We start from the raw sequence: 20,475 nt of genomic DNA on the forward strand, positions 1-20,475 counted from the left end.
GCTCAATCCTTATGCTTATTTTTCAACCGCAGATAAACGGGAGCAACTTTCTTTATGTAGCGCTTGCGCCACATTTTAGTTTTACTGTCACGGCCATTACCGGCGTTATATGCGCCGACCGCTTCCCAGCTATAGCCAAATAAACGCATCTGTCCTGCTAAAATCCAGGCTCCCACCATAACGTTCTGGCAAGGATCATTCATTAATGCGTGTTGTGTAATGTTATATTTTTTTAATTGGCTGAAATGCTGACTATTAATCTGCATAAGACCAATATCCGTGGAGCCATTTTTATTTCCATTGATTGCCGATGGCAATAATCCTGACTCCACGATACCAATCGCTTGCAACAATTCAGGTTCGATACCATAACGTTCGCCAGCGCTACGCCAGCAATTTGCCATCGCTGGCTGCACGGAGAGCAGAACTAACACGATGAGCAGCCTGATCATAATTAAAATCCGTAAGTGATATCCTTCCCGTTTTTATCTGCGGTGGAAATTTCAACTTCATAGACTTTTTGTTCTGCTCGCGCAGGGTTATGCCATTGGTATTCGTGGCCCCACGGATCTTGCGGAATTTGCTGCGCCAGATAAGGGCCATTCCAGTTGGTGGCATCCGACGGTTTTTCAACCAGAACACTTAACCCTTGCTGCTCTGTCGGATAGCTTCCGGTATCCAGTCGGTACTGGATTAATGCATCTGCAAAGGAATGCATCTGACGCATTGCGGTTTTCTCTTTTGCCTGATCGACATTCGAAAAAAGTTTTGGCCCAACAAACCCGGCCAGCAACGCAATAATCATTAATACCACCAGCAGCTCAAGGAGCGTAAATCCCTGCTGAGCTTTAAACTTAACATCTATTTTTTTCATAATAGCCTGCACACTCTAATTTGCTGTTCACCTCTGTTATTGTCCCGGACTTTCAATTTAAGGAAAGATGATTGCTCCCGCGCGTACAACGAATATTCTTTAAGCCGCCAGAAACGTCGCTATATATACAGTAAGAACTCGATTTATTGCCTGCAATGCTAAATCAAACCGCTTAGAGGTCATGTCGATTTTTCTTACTGGTCAGATAGAAAAAACCCGATAATCTCCGTATCTTTTCTGGTAAACATTCATGGAGATAGCAATGAGGTTTAAGGATGTCAATTAATATATTAATTGCAGATGAACACACTATTATTCGTCGGGGGATGACCTCGATGATAAATTCATTAAAAACCAGCAATATAAATACTGACAAACTAGACATCGATGTCGTTGGCGATACCAGTGAGCAAGCAGAATTACTTAACATTCTCGCCACACAAAAAGTCGATCTTCTTTTCCTTGGCTATGGACTTACCACGGTTAAAACCGGTAACCCGGTATCGGAATTAGATGGTATTGCGTTAGTTAAGTGGATCTCCAGCCGTTATCTCAAGACGAAAATTATTGTCTTATCACCCTATAACAATACCAATCTTGTACGCATCGTTCTTGAAGCGGGCGCAAAAGGCTATATCAGCAGAAATACCAGCGAACGCACGTTGTGGCGCGCAATCACTAACGTAATGATGGATGAAGTTTATATTGAACGCGGTTTAATGGATTCGCTGTTCCGCCGCGAAGCCATTACCCCGCAGGAGCTGTCAACGCGCGAAAGTGAAGTCTTACGCTTATTATGCCGGGGGCTCTCTCTGACTACGATATCGACACGTATGAACATCAGTATCAAAACGGTGAGCGCACATAAGCTACGCGCGATGGGAAAACTGAATGTAAGAACAGACTGCCAGCTTTATTGTCTTTTATTCCAGACCCGGATGTTCGATATTGCGATGTAAGTCCGAACGCAGGATCATGACAGCCAGCGGAGAATTTCGCTGGTTCTGTTGCTCTCCCTCTTTTTGAAACCCACTCGCTGTACACTCTTTTTCGTCGATAAAACGCCGCTTTATTTCACAAAGCGGTTTTTTATTGCCTTCCCTATCCGCGTTTCTGCAGCGTACACCTGCAAAACCGCACCTGAATCACCTCCACCGCGCCTTCTTTTGCATACGCAATCGCGCTCAAAATCAGCGGTCAGGGGTAATGTCGGGGCACAAGTGTCTTAGCAAGAGAGGAAGCAGCGGACAGGATGATAACGTGGTTCTGAGGAGCGAGCGCCCCTCAGAATGCCGGCGCCACAAAGGGCGCCGGAGAAAAGCAGGCTTATTTACAGGCAGTGTGCGCAGAAGCAGAGCCTGGCTCACGCCATACGCCCCACTGGTTAGCGCTGGACGGCGCTTCACCGCGAGTCCACCAGCCGTTGACCCAGACTTTGCCCTGATAAGAAACTTTCTGGCAAGGTGCAGAGTAAACCGTGGTGGCGTTCCATGCTGCAACAGTATCATCGCCCGGAGCCGGGGTTTCACCCTCGTCGCCCGGAGCCGGAGTATCGCCCTCGTCGCCCGGTGCCGGAGTATCACCTTCATCGCCCGGTGCCGGAGTATCACCCTCATCGCCCGGTGCCGGGTTTTCTTCTTCATCGCCCGGTGCCGGGGCCGGGTTGTTGCCGCCGAAATCAACGTCAATCACGTTGTAGAAAGTAGCGCCGGTATCAGAGACGTCCCAGGCAGCCATAATTACCTGATAACCGTCACGTTCCGGTACGTCACATTCGTGCTTCGGATTGGTATTCGCAATCGCGCCGTTACCTGTAACCTCGCAGAAAGGCTGGGCTTCAAAAGAGTTGCGAGTCAGCGGCTGATTCGGGTTCCAGTTTGCTTTAGTGATGTAGTATTTCCAGGAGCCAGTTTTATGCGCAGCGGTAAATTTCCAGTTAAAGGAGTTCTTGCCCGCTTTCATTGGATGCTTAGTCCAGCGAGAAGCGCTCTGCTGATCCAGATTAACCATTGATGCCACGCCAGCACTCGCCAGGCGTCCATCAGCCGGACCCGCGTTTAAAGCAGGGAAGCCATCCGGCCCTTCAACGCTCTGCGGTTCATACTGCGGGCCTGCGCCACAATCTTTGTTCTGGTTTCCCTGAGCAGCAGTACATAACGCTGCGCGGGAAGCGGGTTCGGTAACATAACCATGCGCTAAAGCGCCGCCAGCCATGCAAAGGGTTGTGACTGCGAGAAAAACTTTTGATAATTTCATTAATAACTCCATCCATGTGTAGTATTTACTGCCCGGTTAAAGTAATGAATTATCGTTGTAATAATAATATCAACATTCCATTAATTTATAAGATTCCCTCCGCTGCCACGGGAATATTCTGCCATGAATATGTAATAACAAAATAAAAAAGCCATACCCCGAAGGATATGGCCTGGATATATTTTTTCCCGAATAGACAACTATTTTATTAATATCTGATCTTTTTCGGCGTCACAACGGGCGCCGAAGGGCGAAAATATTATTTACACTGGGTGTGCATGGTTGCAGAACCCTCTGGACGCCATGCGCCCCACGGGTTAGCGTCGGACGGCGCTTCGCCCTGAACATACCAGCCGTTCATCCAGACTTTGCCCTGATAAGTTACTTTCTGGCAAGGCTGAGCATAGATGGTAGAAGCGTTCCATGCTGTGACGGCACCGTTGCCTGGGTTATCGCCAGGCTCTTCACCCGGGTTATCGCCTGGGTTTTCGCCCGGTTCTTCACCCGGCTCTTCGCCTGGTTCTTCACCCGGTTCTTCAGGCTCTTCTGCGACATCGTCAGCCAGGTGCTTGATAGAGAACGCCAGCGGCAGAGAATCATCTTTGCCATCATTAACCGTCAGTTTAAAGCCCAGAGTGGCATCCACATCGGTGCTGTTCAGCGTGAAAGTCGCTTTCTGCTGACTCGCATTGTTCAGCGTAACCTGCGGCCCGGAAACCTGGGTCCAGGTGTAAGTCAGCGTGTCGCCATCCGCATCATAAGAGCTGGAAGCATCCAGCGTTACCGTCGCTGCACCCTGCACTTCTTTCTGATAAGTCGCACGAGCAACCGGAACGGTGTTGCCGGTTTCCGGCACGCCGCCGCTGGCGGCATTCTTCATATCGTTGATGTAATCGATCTGGTCAGCAAAGCTCAGGCCGGTATCGTTAGAGCCCATCGCCCAGACGAATACACCGCCGTAACCATTTGCAGCCTGCCATGCGGCACGCGCGATGTTGTTTTCGCGGGTTTCAGCATAGCGACCTTCCGGGCCCCACTGGGTGGTCAGGGTGTTACCGAGGATGATTTTCTTCGCATCGCCAACCGCTTTCGCGTAGTTAGCCATTGCAACGTCATACTTGAAGCGCGGACCCGCGTCGTATGCCATTACATTGTAGAAATCAAACAGATCGCGACTGTTTTGCAGCAGATCCAGTACTTCACCATGGTGAGTGGAACGATCGTTTTCAACAAAGGAGCAACCGTCGGTCACAGAAGAATCAGAGCACTCAAGCGGGTCAGCACCCACGTGGTAAGTCGTCAGGCTGATCAGCTTGCCGCTGTTCGGGCCCAGCAGTTCACGTACGCGTTTAACCAGTTTGATCAGGTTGTTGTTCTCTTCCGGACTCAGACGAGCGGTTTTCTCGAAGTCAAAGTCGATACCGTCGATCTGCACGGTGCCCGCCTTCTGGTAGTTCGCCAGGTTACAGGAACCATCCCAGTTAGCGCTGGAGCATGGACCCTGAACCTGATCCGCCTGCAGGCCTTTTTGATAAACCGGGAAATCCTTACGCAGCAGTTTTACCAGACCCTGAGCAATATTTTCACGACTGGTTTCATTCGCCAGATGCGCCCAAATACTTTCGTATGTTGCGCCACCGAATGCCACCATCATTTTTTTGTAGGGTGCAGCCAGTTTAACTTGAGTCCAGGAAGTATAAGCTGGCGGTAACCAGTAATCGTTATAAGCAACATCATCAACGATATTATCAGAAGTATAAATTGCACCGTCCTGATCCCAGCCACCGAACGAAAGCAAATAAGTATCAACTTCTGCATTCATCATTTGAGTAGCTGCATCCTGAGGTAAACCCCAGGAAGTCAGATAACTCATCATATGGTTATTTGATTCAGCCAGTGCAGACTGAGAGAGTAACGCCGTAGTAATTAATGCAGCCAATGATAACTTTTTCAAAAGTAACCTCCTGTTACAAGAGTTAATTAAAAATGCGTCATCAATAATAGGGGCTGCGAATTTTATTCCAATGCGTTACATCTCGTAATGGTTGAGAATAACCGAGGTCCGTTTTGAATATTCTCGATATTATTTAATCCATTTCGCTATTTCTTCCTGAGAACAAGGTTTAAATAAACAACCATCCATTCCCGCGGCCAGACATTGCTCAATAACCTCTTCCTGCGCAATCGCCGTAAAGCCAAGCAAGGTTGCCCGCTCGCGGTCATTTTCCCGCTCCTCTGCGCGTAACCGCTGCGCCAGCGTGAAGCCATCCATCACCGGCATATTGCAATCAATTAAGGCGTAATCGAAATTGTCATACATCCGCCACAGTGTCAGCGCCTCCTCACCATTCTGCGCTTCGCTCACCCGGTGGCCCAAAAATTCAAGCTGATGTCGTAACAACATGAGATTGGGGGGGTAATCATCCACAATTAATACCCGCTTAACGGTGGTCAGCGATTTGCTCCTGGGTGTTTTATCCAGCGGCTTCGCCACGCTGGCAATAGCCGCGGGCAAACAAAGCTGTAGCGCGACCGTTGTCCCTTCACCTGGCGCGCTGGTTAACGAGAGCGTGCCTTTCATCAAGTCACAGAGTGTACGGCAAATAAACAACCCCAGCCCGGTTCCCAGCCGGGAGTTTTCTCCTTCCATGCCTAACTGCGTAAACGGTTTGAAAAGGCGCTGTTGATCTTCCGGAGTGATGCCAATGCCGGTGTCTTTCACAGTGAGCGCAACCTCAACCCTGCCATCAGAAGTGGGCTGATGCTGCAAAATGACCTCAATTCCCCCTTCGTGGGTAAATTTAATCGCATTACTCAGCAGATTAGAGAGGATCTGTTTATAGCGGCAGGGATCGATCTTCAACAGACAGGTATTGCCGCCAATTACCCGCAAATCAATGCTGATTTGCTTCTGATCGGTCGCTTCCTGAAAGAGCAACACCACCGAACGGGTTAAGGCGATCAGATCTTCTTTTTGTGGCTCAATGGCCATGCGACCCGATTCGATGCGCGCAATATCGAGAATATCGCCCACGACCGTCAGCAAATTTTTTGCCGCATCATGCGCGACTTCAAGCATCGGCTGAGAGTGGTGCTCTTTCACGTTCTGCTTAATTTGCAGTTCGAGGATGCCGAGAATCGCATTCAGCGGCGTGCGGATTTCATGGCTCATCACCGAAAGGAAATTGCTCTTTGCCCGGCTCGATGCCAGCGCTTCATCCCGTGCATCATTAAGCTGTTGCACCAGCTCTTCGCGTTCCGTGACATCCATCCAGCCGCCGCAGACCCCGCCGATCGCCCCGTCGCTATCATGGAAAGGAATGATCCAGTGGAAAACGGTGCGCGGTTTGGTGCTGTGATCCAGCGCCAGCACCCGATCGCCCATCTGCGGTCGCCCCGTCTCAATAACATTCACATAGTCGTGCCGGAATCCGCGTTTCAGGTATTCAGGCAACGGCAGGACGTCGATGGTTTCACCAAGCACATCGCCGCGCGCAACCTTCATTTCAGCCAGGAAGCGAGCATTGCAATCAATCATCTTGCCTTCAAGGTTCCGCACCACCATCGGCCAGGGAACGGCATGCATGATGTTATACATATACGTAAGCTGCTCTTTAAGCCGCAACTGCATGCGCGTGCGCTGTTTAACCTGGCGTCGCAATGAAAGGCCCCACAGCAGCGAGAGAATCAACACCATCGTTGTGGGAACGCCGATTTGCCAAAGATGTTGCCGCCAGCGCTGCCAGAATGCGCCGCCTTCGTAGCGCCAGCCGCTACCAAGCCGCTGATAATCATTATCCGGAATGGTATCCAGCACTTTATCGAGGATCGAGAGCAGTTCCGGCGCGGCCGCTGAAACACCGAAAGCAACATGCAGGGGATTAACCCCTTGCAGGCTGGAAATGTCAATTTTATCGCGGCCAATCCGTCTGATTTGATAATCCGTATTCGCCTCAATGCCGATCGCCGCATCCACCTGGCCTGCGAAGAGCATATCAACAGCCTCTGTCAGACTGCGGGTACCGATCATCTTGATCTGCGGATATTGCGCAGCGAGATAGCGTGCGATCAACGAGCCTTCACGCACGGCAACGAAACGATCAGAAAGCCCATCAAGCGTCCTTACCGCTGGCGTTTTGCTTCGCGTCAACAGAACATATTTACTGGTCAACCAGACGCGGGAATAGCGTAATTCCGGCAGGTGACCGGTGGGGATACCGGCCACCATGTCGGCCTCTCCGGCGGCGATCTTTTCGCTCAGCGCCTCGAAACTGCTGACATCGGAGACTACAAAATTGAGGCCGGTACGGATACGCACCATGGTCAGCAGATCGGCGCTGATACCACTGAAATTCAGTTTCTTATCGATAAAACTCATCGGCGCGCTGGCATCAAAAGCCAGTACGCGGATGACCGGATGCTCGCGAATCCACTGTTTTTCGCTGGGCGAGAAAAAAGGGCTCCCGGCGTCCTTCACCTCATCGGCACCCTGTGCCGCCATAACAAACGTACAGAGAAGACACAGCACAGCCCCTGCGCGCCTGAGGAAAGGAAAAATCGGGTATTTTGCTATCCTGCCTGATCTATTCATTCGCGGTAACGCCCAACGCTCTCTGCAAAAATTGATAACTTTCATGCACCGCGATACCAAAGCGATGGCGCATCTTCGTGGCTTGCGCTTCATTTACCCGCTGTTCGTGGAGCAGTGCAGGCAATCTTTCCATGGTGATGCAACGGCGCCGGGCATAGCGCATGCCCAACAGGTGAAAAGAGGATTTCATGCGGTGTGCCAAATCAGCTATCTGTATCAGCGATCCATCATGTTGCAGGTTTTCCAGTTGGCGGAGATCGCTGCTTAACGTTCGCAGCAGCGTCGGGATCATCGCCTCTATAACTGGCTGTTGGTGGCCGGCCAGCGCACAAAGTTCGTGCAGATCCGGCTCTGGCCTGAGTGGAATAGCCCTGACCTGCTCATCAGAAAACATCAGCGGCAGCAGTCGATCAAAACCTTTGAGCCGCAGCCGATTCTCCTGCTGCTCCCGCGACCAATCACCACAGCCCAGCAGCAGCGGCGTTGTCGCCACATCGCCCGCCAGTTCTGCGGCAAGAATGTTTTCCAGGGCGTCACAACCCGCCTTTTCCTGCTCGTCGAGCTCGAAAACTATGGCGTGGTACCGGTGTTGCTTAAGCAGGCCGGGCGCGTCGTTGAAGCCAGCAATACGCTTTTGCGGGTGCGCATGCTGTAATCTGTACTGTTGCTCGCAACGGTGAGTAATAACAAGAAGTGGCAATCCCTGCATAACGACCTGACTTAACTGATTAATCCGAGCTGCTGTACGGACTGATAAAGCTCATACTCCGACGTGGCGCCTAATTTACGCATCGCGCTCTTCTTTTGTGCGCTAACGGTCTGCTTGGTACGGCTCAGCCTGACGCTGATTTCATTCACCGTCATTCCGCGCAGCAACAGACGCAGAACTTCATTCTCTTTTGGTGTTAGGTGAACCGCTGTTTTCGTCGTTGTTCGCTCTTTGATGCTACCGATCCGGCCTGCCGCCATGGTGGACGTCAGACTTTTCATCGTATGCAACAATTCGGTAGAGAGGCTGGCTTTATTCAGCACGCGGTGTACGCCAAGACGCATTAGCGAACGCTGGAGACCAGGATTGCTCACCATGGTAACGACGATAATTAATAGCTCAGGCCAGCGTCTTTTCAGCAGCTGTATCAGCGCCAGTCCGTCATTGTACCGGGTACCCGGCATGCTGAAGTCGGTGATTAAAATATCCGCAGGTTGCTGCTCAAGCTTCACCACTAGCTCGTCGGTAGTCATGGCTTCATCAACAATGTGGTACTGACGGGAAAGTGGGTTAAGCAGTGCCCGTAATCCCATCAGATAAATAGGATGATCGTCAGCAATCAGCACCTTTTTTGGCTTCAGCACATCTGGATTCTCGCGGGCAAAATGAAAGTGCCGCAGACTCTAGCAAAAAAATAAAAACAGGCAGAATGAATATTGCGGATAAAACAGAAATGCGCGCTTATAGCTTTGTTAATTGCAGGGCTAATTTAAACCAGGGATAAAAATGGAGTTTTTATAATCAGCAGATATAAAAAAACCGCAGCACCGGCCGCGGTTTTTTAGCGTTGAGAGCAAGCTTACGGCAGAATTGACGGCTGATCCGCCCCTTCTTTCTCTACTTTCTGCTGCAACAGATGTTCGCGCTTCATCCCCAGCTTCAGCGCCAGCGCCGATGCAACGTAGATGGAAGACGCCGTACCGATGGAAACCCCGATCAGCATGGTCAGCGAGAAGCCTTTCAGCATCGCGCCGCCAAAGAGATACAGCATCAGGATCACAACCAGCGTGGTGCCGGAGGTGATCAAGGTACGATGCAGGGTCTGCGTCAGCGAGATGTTGAAGATCTCATACGGCGTACCGCGACGGATCTTGCGGAAGTTCTCACGAATACGGTCCGATACCACGATACTGTCGTTGAGCGAGTAGCCGATAACCGACATCAACGATGCCACGATGGTCAGGTCAATCTCGATATGGAACAGCGACAGCACGCCCATGGTAATGATCACGTCGTGCGCCAGAGCGATAACCACACCCGCCGCCAGGCGCCATTCGAAGCGGAACCCGACGTAAATCAGGATACAGATCAGCGCAACCAGCAGCGCCATACCGCCGGTTTGCGCCAAATCCGCCCCGACGCTCGGGCCGACGAACTCGATGCGTTTCACCGCAGCGTTCTGGCTGGTCGCTTCGTTAATCACGCTGACAACTTTGCTGCCCAGTACCTGCCCGCCGGTTTCACCCTGCGCAGGCGGCATACGCACCATGATGTCACGGCTGCTGCCGAAGTTCTGCAACAGCGGTTCCGCAAAGCCCGCTTTCTCCAGCGCGTCACGCATTAAATCCATGTCCGCTGGTTTTTCCAGCGAAATTTCAATAACCGTACCGCCAGTAAAGTCCAGGCCCCAGTTAAAGCCGCGAACACCCATCACAACGATGGAGAGGATCAGCAGCCCGCCGGAAATGATGAAAGCCCAGTTGTCCCAGCGCATAAAGTCCCAGACTTTACGGCCGTGGTTCAATTGTTCAACAGTATAATCCTGTGCCACAACGCACTCCTCAGATAGACAGCTTGTTAATGCGTTTGCCGCCGTACAACAGGTTGACGATGGCACGGGTACCGACGATAGCGGTAAACATGGAGGTCGCCACACCGATACCGGTGGTAATTGCGAACCCTTTAATCGAGCCAGTACCTACTGCGTACAGAATAAGCACTTTAATCAACGTGGTGACGTTCGCATCGAAAATCGATGAAAATGCGCCCTGATAACCTTCGTGAATCGCCTGCTGGACGGAACGCCCGTTGCTCAGCTCTTCCTTAATACGTTCGTTTATCAGTACGTTCGCATCCACCGCAACCGCAAGGGTTAACACGATACCCGCAATCCCCGGCATGGTCAGCGTTGCGCCAGGCAACAGCGACATGATACCGACGATAAGTACCAGGTTCGCCACCAGCGCAGACGTTGCGATCAGACCAAACTTCTTATAGAAGAAGATCATGAAGATGATCGACACCACCAGACCCGCCAGACAGGCTTCCAGACCCTGAGTGATGTTCTGCGCACCCAGCGTTGGACCAATAGTACGTTCTTCAACAATCTGAATCGGCGCAATCAGCGCACCGGCACGCAGCAGCAGCGAGAGCTGACGCGCTTCGGTCGGGTTGCTGATGCCGGTAATGCGGAAGCTGTTACCGAGGCGAGACTGGATATTGGCGATGTTAATCACCTCTTCCTGTTTCACCAGCACCGCACGCCCATTGGCATCTTTCTTACCGCTGTCTTTGTACTCCACAAACAGGGTCGCCATCGGCTTGCCGATATTGTCCTTGGTGAAGTTCGACATAATGTTGCCACCCGCGCTGTCCAGTGAAATGTTCACCTGCGGCTGGTTGTACTCATCCTGGCTGGATGTGGAATCGGTAATATGGTCACCGGTCAGAATCACGCGTTTGTACAGCACAACCGGCTGACCTTCACGCGTCAGTTTCACCTCAGAATCACCCGGTACACGACCGGCAGCTGCGGCAGAAGCGTCCACGCTGCTGTTTACCAGACGGAATTCCAGCGTTGCAGTCGCACCCAGGATCTCTTTAGCACGCGCAGTATCCTGAATCCCCGGCAGTTCAACCACGATGCGATCAGCGCCCTGGCGCTGTACCAGCGGTTCGGCAACGCCGAGCTGGTTCACACGGTTACGCAGAATATTGATGTTCTGCTGAACAGCATATTCACGCGCTTCACTCAGACGCGCATCGCTCATCACCGCACGCAGAACGTTGTCGCCCTGGTTGGTGATCACCAGATCGCGGTGGCGGCTGGTCAGGTAAGTATTCGCCTGATCGCGCGCCGCGCTGTCGCGGAACTGGATGCTCAGGCCATAATTATCTTCCTTACGCACGGTGGTGTAAGGAATCCCTTTATCACGCAGATCGCTGCGCAGGCTGTCCATATTCTGTTCCTGCAGCTTGGTCAGCGCTGTTTGCATGTCCACTTCCATCAGGAAGTGCACGCCGCCGCGTAAATCGAGACCGAGTTTCATCGGCTCGGCTTTGATGGCGGTCAGCCAGCGAGGCGTTGCAGGAGCAAGGTTAAGAGCTACGACGTATTGATCGCCTAACGCGCTGACCAGCACCTCGCGGGCGCGCAGCTGTGTGTCAGTCGAATCAAAGCGAGCGAGAATAGCGCCATCTTCCAGTGCCACGGACTTCGCGTTGATTTTTTCTTCTTGTAAATTTTTCTGGACCTGGATCAGCGTTTGCTCACTGGCGGCGACGCCGCGCGCGCCAGTGATCTGAACAGCCGGATCCTCACCATACAGGTTGGGAAGTGCGTAAAGCAGGCCGACGATAATCACGACGACCAGCATGATGTACTTCCACAAAGGATAACGGTTTAACACGGCAGTTCCCTTTGGGAAAACGAAATGATTACAGCGCCTTCATAGTGCCTTTCGGCAGAACGGCAGCTACGAAGTCACGTTTGATTACTACTTCAGTGGTGTCGTTCAGCGCAATCGCGATGTAGCCGGTTTCAGCTACTTTGGTTACGCGACCAACCAGACCACCGTTAGTCAGCACTTCATCACCTTTGGCGATGGAGTCCATCAGCTTTTTATGCTCTTTCGTGCGTTTTTGCTGCGGACGCAGGATCATGAAGTAGAAAATCAGACCAAACACCACCAGCATCAGGATCAGAGATATCGGGCTACCCTGTGCCGGCGCGCCAGCTGCCGCTACCGCATCAGAAATAAAAAAGCTCATTCAAATTCCCTCATTTATTTAATTAATCAACGTTCAAAGGTGGAACCGGTCGACCCTGACGTTGGTAAAAATCCGCTACGAAGCGCTCTAATTTACCCTCTTCGATAGCCTTGCGTAAACCAGCCATTAAACGCTGATAATACCGCAGGTTATGAATCGTATTGAGACGCGCGCCCAAGATTTCGTTGCAACGATCGAGATGATGCAAATACGCAAGTGAATAATTGCGACAGGTGTAGCAATCACACTCAGCATCGAGCGGGCCGGTATCGCTTTTATATTTCGCGTTACGGATTTTCACCACGCCGTTGGTCACAAACAGATGACCGTTGCGGGCATTACGCGTCGGCATAACACAGTCGAACATATCAATGCCGCGACGCACACCTTCAACTAAATCTTCCGGTTTACCCACACCCATCAGGTATCGTGGTTTGTCTGCAGGGATTTGCGGGCAGACATGCTCCAGGATGCGGTGCATATCTTCTTTTGGCTCCCCTACAGCAAGACCGCCGACAGCGTAGCCATCAAAGCCAATCTCTACCAGACCTTTGACCGATATATCTCGTAAATCTTCGTAAACGCTGCCCTGAATGATGCCAAAGAGCGCATTTTTGTTGCCTAATCCGTCGAATCGGTCGCGACTGCGCTTCGCCCAGCGTAGAGACATTTCCATAGAGCGTTTCGCATAATCCCAGTCGGCCGGGTATGGGGTACATTCATCGAAGATCATCACGATGTCGGAACCGAGGTCGTATTGGATCTCCATCGACTTTTCCGGGTCGAGGAAAATCGGATCGCCATTGATCGGGTTGCGGAAGTGCACGCCCGATTCGGTGATCTTGCGAATGTCGCCAAGACTGAAGACCTGGAAGCCGCCGGAATCGGTCAGAATCGGGCCTTTCCACTGCATAAAATCGTGCAGATCGCCATGCAGCTTCATGATTTCCTGGCCCGGGCGCAGCCACAGGTGGAAGGTGTTGCCCAGAATAATTTGTGCGCCAGTGGCTTCCACTTCTTCCGGCGTCATCCCTTTTACGGTGCCGTAAGTGCCCACAGGCATAAACGCCGGCGTTTCAACCACACCGCGTTCAAACACTAGACGACCGCGGCGGGCGCGTCCGTCGGTGGTATCCAGTTCAAATTTCATTTTTTCTCCAGCATCAGAGAGACAGTCTGATGGTAACTATCTGCTGTGAAATCACTCCACAACATCGAATTCATCAACAAGCAAAAAAGGCGTAATTGACGCCGCCAGTTTGGACGCGGACAGCGCACAGCAACCGGAGCGTACACATAGTACGTGAGGATTGCGAGCACTGCCCAAGTGCAAAATGGCAAGTAAAATAGCCTTTTTATGGGCGTTCAGTAATGGCCTGCGGATTGTACGTGATAAACATCGCATCGCCATAACTAAAGAAGCGATATTCCTGCGCAACGGCGGCGCGGTACGCGTTCATGGTGTGCTGATATCCGGCAAACGCGGAAACCAGCATGATCAGCGTCGATTCCGGCAGGTGGAAGTTGGTCACCAGCGCATCGATCACCTGATATTGATAACCCGGATAAATGAAGATCTGCGTATCGCCAAAGAACGGCGCAATCAGCGCATCGTTGGCGGCCTGCGCAGCGCTCTCCAGCGAGCGTACGGACGTGGTTCCCACAGCGACAACACGGTTGCCGCGCGCTTTCGCCGCCAGCACCGCGTCCACAACCTCCTGCGGCACTTCGGCATATTCGGAGTGCATGATGTGATCTTCAATGCTGTCGACGCGTACCGGCTGGAAAGTCCCGGCACCGACATGCAGGGTAACGAAAGCCATTTCAATGCCTTTATTACGCAGACGTTCCAGCAGCGGCTCATCAAAATGCAGGCCCGCCGTCGGTGCAGCAACCGCGCCCGGCTTCTGGCTGTAGACCGTCTGATAGAGCTCGCGATCGGCATCTTCATCCGGACGATCGATATACGGCGGCAGCGGCATATGGCCAATGGCGTTAAGAATATCCAGCACCGGGCGCTCATCATGGAACTCAACTTCAAACAGCGCATCGTGGCGCGCAACCATAGTTGCCCGAACATCTTCGGCATCGCCCAGCAGCAGCTCAGCGCCGGGTTTTGGCGCTTTAGACGCGCGAATATGTGCCAGAATACGTTTATCATCGAGCATGCGCTCAACCAGCACTTCAATCTTACCGCCGCTCGCTTTACGGCCGAACAAGCGTGCAGGGATCACGCGGGTATTATTGAACACCAGCAGATCGCCAGGGTTGAGCTTATCCAGTAAATCGGTGAAAGTACCGTGCGTCAGCGCGCCTGTTGGGCCATCCAGCGAAAGTAAGCGGCAACTGCTGCGCTCGGGCTGTGGGTAGTGGGCAATCAGGGATTCGGGTAATTCAAAGGAAAAATCGGCAACGCGCATGACACTAACTCAAGACAAAATAAGAGGCGGGTAGTCTAGTGCCCGCGCCCTTTCGCTGCAACCGTTAGCCGCTTTTGGTTCAAAAAATAACCTAAAAGACAAAGCGGCATAACAGCGCCAGTGCTGGCGCCACCGGGCGCTGGCGAAACACCTGCAATCGACAATGATGGACATAGAATGAATTTTTTAGCACACCTGCATCTTGCACACCTGGCGGACAGCTCGCTGCCCGGCAACCTGCTGGCGGACTTCGTTCGCGGCAACCCGGAAAATCTCTACGCGCCAGCAGTGGTCGATGGCATTTATATGCACCGCCGTATCGACGTGATGACCGACAACCTGCCAGAAGTCAAAATCGCCCGTGAAGGATTCCGCGCGCAAACGCGCCGGGTCGCGCCCATCACGCTGGACGTGATGTGGGATCACTTTCTCTCCCGCCACTGGGCGCAGCTCTCCCCCGATTTTTCGCTGGAGGATTTCGTGCGTTATGCCCATTCACAGGTAGCCACCATTTTGCCGGAGTCCCCGCCGCGTTTTGTGAATTTGAATAACTACCTGTGGTCGGAACGCTGGCTGGAGCGCTACCGGGAGATGTCCTTTATTCAGAATGTACTCAACGGCATGGCGAACCGCCGCCCGCGGCTTGATGCGCTGCGCGACTCCTGGCAGGATCTCGACGCTAACTACGCCGAACTGGAAAGCCTGTTCTGGCAGTTCTACCCGCGCATGATGGAGCAGGCAATTTCTCGCACGCTTTAATTGATAGGCAAAACCTGTCTCAACGATTGTCAATGGCGCTTTGAGCCACTTCCGCCCTCTCCCTATACTGGCCCGCGTTGCGTTCTAATTAACCTTGTAAATCACAGGAGTACACATGGTACTGGTCACTCGTCAGGCACCGGATTTTACAGCAGCAGCCGTACTGGGCAGCGGTGAAATCGTTGAAAACTTTAATTTCAAACAGCACACCAACGGCAAAGCCACCGTGCTGTTTTTCTGGCCGATGGATTTCACCTTCGTTTGCCCGTCTGAACTGATCGCTTTCGACAAACGCTACGAAGAGTTCCAGAAGCGCGGCGTTGAAGTGGTTGGCGTCTCCTTCGACTCCGAGTTTGTTCACAACGCATGGCGTAACACGCCGGTTGAGAAAGGCGGTATCGGTGCGGTGAAATACGCAATGGTTGCGGATATCAAACGTGAAATCCAGCAGGCTTACGGTATCGAACACCCGGACGCAGGCGTTGCGCTGCGCGGTTCTTTCCTGATCGACAAAGACGGTATCGTGCGTCATCAGGTAGTTAACGACCTGCCGCTGGGGCGTAACATCGACGAAATGCTGCGTATGGTTGACGCGCTGCAATTCCACGAAGAGCACGGCGAAGTTTGCCCGGCGCAGTGGGAAAAAGGTAAAGAAGGGATGAGCGCTTCTCCGGACGGCGTTGCGAAATACCTGAGCGAAAACGTCTCCAGCCTGTAATCGGCAGCGTTTGACAAAAGGCCCGCACTGCGGGCCTTTTTGTTAGCGCGTTTTCACTTCACGCCAGATACGCAGCGCCATCCACACCAGCACCACAACCCCCAGCAGCAACACGCCCCACACCAACCACGTTTTCCACATTCCCTGCCGTTCAGCAGGCGACGTCGCCGTCAGCCGTTCCTGCCCGCCAAGTGTCACTCGCTCTGCCACTTGTACTTCCGGGATCGCGTCAAGATCGAGCTGTTTACGTAAGGCCTCCGGGATTAGCGCATCCAGGGCCACGGCGGCAGGCTGCGCCGCCCGGTTACCCCAGGCCAGCATAAATGGCCCTTTGCCCTGGGCGTTAAACAGCAGCGATTGCCGCGAGCGACTGCCGCTCATCTGCGGTAATTCACCCGGTAAACGCGCATCCAGCGTGGTAATGCGCACCGCCTGCACGACTCCTTCCGGCAACGCGATCGGCGCAGAAGCCTGTTCATTACGCTGCCACAACACAGTTTTACTGAGCGGTTGCCACTCGGCGCTGGTGCTACTGCGGAACGCGATCTCCACCGGCAGAACGCTCCCTTCCGCCAGTTTTACCGACAGTGAACTTAACGGCTGCGGTTGCGCCCACTGGTATTGCGCCTCGGTGGAAGAAACCCGCTGCCCGTGGCTCGCTATCTGTACCTGCTCCAGCGGCGTTGGCTCGCTGCCCAGCGTCGCCGTGACCTGCGTAATCGTCACCGGCAGATTTGGCGTATCAAACACCATCAGCAAATAACGCACGCCATCCGCGGACATGGTTTGATTGACATTTATCTGATCGAGTTTCAACCGGTCGTTACCGCTCGCCAGCTCCATCACCGGCGCATTTTCCTGCAATGTTGCCCAGCTACGCATATCATCACTGAAAAAGAGCGTTACTTTGCTACGCCATTTCGCTACTGCTTCCGGCCATGTCAGCTTCAACTGCGCCAGCGTAAAGGTCTCCGGCATATTTTCCGGCAGCGCCAGCAAATAACTCTGTCCAACCACCTCTGCTGGCTCGCCTTCAATACGAATATCGACGCCGGATGAGGAGTGCAAACGCACCACATTTTGCCCTTGCGCGCTGGTTTCAACCGGTGAGGAGTCGAGCGGGAAGACGCGCAGCGGAATGGCGGCAGGCGCGTGGGTTGCCGCACTTTGTGTTTCCAGCGTGAACGGCACTCGCTCTCCGTCGCGATTAAACACCCGTACGTCACGCAAATCTGGCCATGTACTTTGCGTGTAAACATCCAGCGGCAGATCCACGCGATACCAGGAAGCCGCTTGCGGCAAATCAAGCGAGGCGCCAAACGCATAATCCTGCGGCGAATCCGGGAGCGGTTCACTGCTTATCGCCGCGCCCGTTGCCATTATCAGCGCAGCCAACACTACTCCATGCCATGTTGTCATTGTTCTTCTCCCTTATTTTGTTCCCGCACAGCCTTTGGTGGCAGGGGTGAAAAATAGCCCACAATCAGCACCAGTACGGCCACGCCAATAAAGGCGATCGCCCGCGATAAGCCACCGCCTCCGGCGCTGTCTACCAGCATCAACTTAAGCAATACAACGCCCAGCAGCACACCGCCGCACAGCCACTGATGGCGAGCATGCTGACGCGTCGCGCGAATCATCACCACCAGCGCAATCAACATCCAGAACAGCGCCAGGCTGGTCTGGATCAACCGCGATTGCCACAAACTGCCCACATCCCACTCCACTTCGCCGTAATACGCCAGCAACCGCAGCAACGCACCGTTAAGCCACCAGAAACCAAGCGCCGCCAGGACCCATGGCCGTACACGCCACATTTGTGGCGCTATCGTCGGGTAGTGGGTTTCAGCAAAACGGCTATACAACCAGACGCCAGCCAGTGCGAAAGCCGCCCCCTCTTCCAGCGGGTTAACCAGCGGGAGATAACGCATCTCCGTCACCACTCCGTCGCCGAGGTTAGCGAATACCAGCCAGCCCAACAGCACAGGTACTACCGGCAACAGCGCCAGCGCGCCATATAGCGCAGGCCAGATGCGAAACGGCCAGAACGCATGGCGGATTGCCGCCAGCACCAGCGCGATCGCAAGGCCACCCGCCGCCATCGGCAACCCGCTCTGCCAGGGCTCCGATCCCCACGGCAGTCCCTCAACAAACCACCACACTTCACTACCAGCCGCCAGCAACAGCATCCAGAACAGGGAGATATGTAACCCTTGCGACACGCGCGCAGGCACAGTGCCATTATCCTTGTAGAGCAGCAGCAAAGCGGAAGGCAGAGCAATACACCAGGCGAGATTCGACCATCCCGCCGCCAGAGCATGCCCTTGCGATGTTATCTGCCAGCCCAGCATCAGCGCCATACCCAGCCACAACAACCACCGGGCGTAGCCCAGCTCCGGCCATGATGCGCGCAGGCTGCCCGCACGCCACAGCCACACCGAAAGCGCCAACAGCGCCAGTACGCCAAACCCGGCATGCACCGCAACCGGTAAAACCAGCTGTGTCGCGCCGCCCAGCGCAACCACCCAGAACGCTACCGCGCCCGCCAGCAGCAACCCGCTGCCTTCACGCCGGATCCCACGCCACAGCCATGCGCCCGCCAGCCAACAACCGCTCAGCACGGCAAAGATCAACAAGGTCGACAAGGCATTAAGCCCATCGGCTGACGCCCAGAGCGCGCTACACAGCGCCAGCAACAACAAGGCGCTGCCGCTGTAGCTCATACGCCGCAGGTTTTGCTGCACGCCGAGCCACAAGATTCCCAGCCCTTCCAGCGCCCAGGCCATTGCCGTCCAGCGCGCTGAAAGCGCCAGTGGGATTGCCAGTGTGGCAAACGCGCCGCCCAGCGCCAGCGCTGCCAGTACCAGCGGTTTTGCCGCCGTCGGGTAGCGCTTCAGCGCCAGGGTCGCTAATGCCAGATAGAAAAGACCAAAACCCAGAGCGCTAAACGCCGGTCCGTAGTGCCAGTGCCAGGTAATAGCGTACTGCATACCAAATCCCACCAGCGGCGGCGCGAACAGCAGCACGCCATCAATAATGCGCTCTCCCCGACGCTGCGCGCGCAGTGACAACGCTACGCTCAATACGCCGAAGATCAGGATGTTGACAATCAGGAAGAGCTGGCAGCTCAGATAAAATTCCGGACGGTAGCTCTCCATGCCCCACAGCCCGGCAACGCCGAAAGTGAAGAACATCCCCAGAAGATTCAGTTCGCGCCAGTGCTGCCAGAGGCTGATGGCGAGAATGCCTGCCGAGAGCAGTAAGTAAAACGAGAACAGTGCGATATGGCTGCCGCCACCGGTGGAGAGCAGTATCGGTGCCAGATAGCCGCCAAGGCTGGCCAGCAGTGCCAGGCTCAGCGCCTGTTGCAGCACCGCCAGCCCGACGCTTGCCGCGCAAATAACAATGAGCAGCCCAAAGGCCAGCGTCATCGGCAACATCTGCCACAAGCGAAATGCGCCGAACACGGTTAAGTAGAGCGCGCCAACCGCGCCGCCTTGCAGTATCAAAGCAAAAACGGTTTGCTTATGCCGCAATCGCCACCCCAGCCCCAGCAGAACCAGGGCGACCAACGCCACGGCAGCCAGCCGTAATTCCAGCGGGAACAAGGCGTATTCCACGGTGTAACGTAGTAAGAAGGAGAGTCCGATAAATAGCAGCACAATGCCCAGTTTCGCCAGCGGATTGCCCTGCATAAACCAGCGCGCCAGCGAAGTGACCATGCCCCAGGAGGCGGTTTCCGGCTTCGTTGTTTTTATAGCAGGCGCGTCAACAGCGGCCGCTGGCGATTCGGCCTTACGTTCCCACGGATTAACCGCTGATACAGGCGTTTGAGGAATTTCAATTACTTCGCGAGCAGGTGCCGGGACAGCCCCGGCCGACGTCGCTTCACGGCTTTCCGGCATTTCCATCAGGCGCTGTTCAAGTACGCTCAGCCGCTGCTGCAATTGCAGAAGTTCACTCTGCGTGGCGACGCTGCGCCGCCAGGCGGTTATCGCCACAATGGGCACCACTACCAGCGCCAGAAACAGCACTACCACGCCGAATACTAAAAGACCATCCATGTACTATCGCCTTCGCTAAAGGGGAGACGTAACG

The 20,475-nt window shown here is 53.8% G+C and carries 17 protein-coding genes; 3 read left to right on the forward strand and 14 right to left on the reverse strand.

Translation table 11 applies throughout. From position 1 onward, the window contains the following. Positions 1-2: 2 nt before the first annotated feature. The gene (locus tag DK872_RS05730; protein WP_007373496.1) at positions 3-452 is read right to left on the reverse strand and encodes a lytic transglycosylase domain-containing protein; all 450 of its coding nucleotides are present in this window, start codon (positions 450-452) and stop codon (positions 3-5) included. Positions 453-454: 2 nt separating this feature from the next. Beyond that, the gene (gene gspG / locus DK872_RS05735; RefSeq protein WP_035887343.1) at positions 455-874 is read right to left on the reverse strand and encodes a type II secretion system major pseudopilin GspG; all 420 of its coding nucleotides are present in this window, start codon (positions 872-874) and stop codon (positions 455-457) included. A gap of 275 nt (positions 875-1,149) precedes the next feature. On the opposite strand from gspG, the gene DK872_RS05740 reads away from it, so the two are divergent. After that, complete coding sequence (locus DK872_RS05740; RefSeq protein ID WP_007373494.1) at positions 1,150-1,833, forward strand: response regulator transcription factor; 684 nt, start codon at positions 1,150-1,152, stop codon at positions 1,831-1,833. A gap of 367 nt (positions 1,834-2,200) precedes the next feature. On the opposite strand, the gene DK872_RS05745 is transcribed toward DK872_RS05740, so the two are convergent. The 10 genes from DK872_RS05745 to queA form a co-directional block, all read right to left on the reverse strand. After that, positions 2,201-3,130: a lytic polysaccharide monooxygenase gene (locus tag DK872_RS05745; RefSeq protein ID WP_202625920.1), complete on the reverse strand. Its 930-nt coding sequence runs from the start codon at positions 3,128-3,130 to the stop codon at positions 2,201-2,203. Between the two features lie 259 nt (positions 3,131-3,389). Then, a complete protein-coding gene (locus tag DK872_RS05750) occupies positions 3,390-5,084 on the reverse strand; it encodes a glycosyl hydrolase family 18 protein (RefSeq protein WP_161518112.1) in 1,695 nt (564 codons plus the stop codon). Between the two features lie 129 nt (positions 5,085-5,213). Further along, positions 5,214-7,658: an ATP-binding protein gene (locus tag DK872_RS05755; RefSeq protein WP_161518113.1), complete on the reverse strand. Its 2,445-nt coding sequence runs from the start codon at positions 7,656-7,658 to the stop codon at positions 5,214-5,216. 55 nt (positions 7,659-7,713) lie between these two features. Beyond that, the gene (locus tag DK872_RS05760) at positions 7,714-8,430 is read right to left on the reverse strand and encodes an Hpt domain-containing protein (RefSeq protein ID WP_007373490.1); all 717 of its coding nucleotides are present in this window, start codon (positions 8,428-8,430) and stop codon (positions 7,714-7,716) included. A gap of 11 nt (positions 8,431-8,441) precedes the next feature. Further along, a complete protein-coding gene (locus DK872_RS05765) occupies positions 8,442-9,074 on the reverse strand; it encodes a response regulator transcription factor (protein ID WP_007373489.1) in 633 nt (210 codons plus the stop codon). A gap of 215 nt (positions 9,075-9,289) precedes the next feature. Then, positions 9,290-10,261 carry a protein translocase subunit SecF gene (gene secF / locus DK872_RS05770; RefSeq protein ID WP_007373488.1) on the reverse strand — a complete coding sequence of 324 codons (972 nt, stop codon included), beginning with the start codon at positions 10,259-10,261 and terminating at the stop codon, positions 9,290-9,292. A 10-nt stretch (positions 10,262-10,271) separates the two neighbouring features. Continuing rightward, positions 10,272-12,119: a protein translocase subunit SecD gene (secD, locus tag DK872_RS05775; protein WP_007373487.1), complete on the reverse strand. Its 1,848-nt coding sequence runs from the start codon at positions 12,117-12,119 to the stop codon at positions 10,272-10,274. A 28-nt stretch (positions 12,120-12,147) separates the two neighbouring features. Next, positions 12,148-12,480 carry a preprotein translocase subunit YajC gene (gene yajC / locus DK872_RS05780; protein WP_007373486.1) on the reverse strand — a complete coding sequence of 111 codons (333 nt, stop codon included), beginning with the start codon at positions 12,478-12,480 and terminating at the stop codon, positions 12,148-12,150. Between the two features lie 22 nt (positions 12,481-12,502). Beyond that, the gene (gene tgt / locus DK872_RS05785) at positions 12,503-13,630 is read right to left on the reverse strand and encodes a tRNA guanosine(34) transglycosylase Tgt (protein ID WP_035887253.1); all 1,128 of its coding nucleotides are present in this window, start codon (positions 13,628-13,630) and stop codon (positions 12,503-12,505) included. A gap of 205 nt (positions 13,631-13,835) precedes the next feature. Continuing rightward, positions 13,836-14,900: a tRNA preQ1(34) S-adenosylmethionine ribosyltransferase-isomerase QueA gene (gene queA, locus DK872_RS05790; protein ID WP_007373483.1), complete on the reverse strand. Its 1,065-nt coding sequence runs from the start codon at positions 14,898-14,900 to the stop codon at positions 13,836-13,838. A gap of 177 nt (positions 14,901-15,077) precedes the next feature. On the opposite strand from queA, the gene acpH reads away from it, so the two are divergent. Next, a complete protein-coding gene (gene acpH / locus DK872_RS05795; RefSeq protein ID WP_007373481.1) occupies positions 15,078-15,659 on the forward strand; it encodes an ACP phosphodiesterase in 582 nt (193 codons plus the stop codon). 115 nt (positions 15,660-15,774) lie between these two features. Next, positions 15,775-16,377 carry a peroxiredoxin C gene (locus DK872_RS05800; protein ID WP_007373480.1) on the forward strand — a complete coding sequence of 201 codons (603 nt, stop codon included), beginning with the start codon at positions 15,775-15,777 and terminating at the stop codon, positions 16,375-16,377. Between the two features lie 42 nt (positions 16,378-16,419). On the opposite strand, the gene DK872_RS05805 is transcribed toward DK872_RS05800, so the two are convergent. Beyond that, a complete protein-coding gene (locus DK872_RS05805; RefSeq protein ID WP_161518114.1) occupies positions 16,420-17,796 on the reverse strand; it encodes a DUF3999 family protein in 1,377 nt (458 codons plus the stop codon). Further along, on the reverse strand, positions 17,793-20,441 hold the full coding sequence (locus DK872_RS05810) for a DUF2339 domain-containing protein (RefSeq protein WP_007373478.1): 2,649 nt from the start codon (positions 20,439-20,441) through the stop codon (positions 17,793-17,795). Before DK872_RS05810 ends, DK872_RS05805 begins: the two co-directional genes overlap by 4 nt. Positions 20,442-20,475 lie beyond the last annotated feature (34 nt).

The organism is Kosakonia sp. MH5 (assembly GCF_009935945.1).
GTDB classification, from domain to species: domain Bacteria; phylum Pseudomonadota; class Gammaproteobacteria; order Enterobacterales; family Enterobacteriaceae; genus Kosakonia; species Kosakonia radicincitans.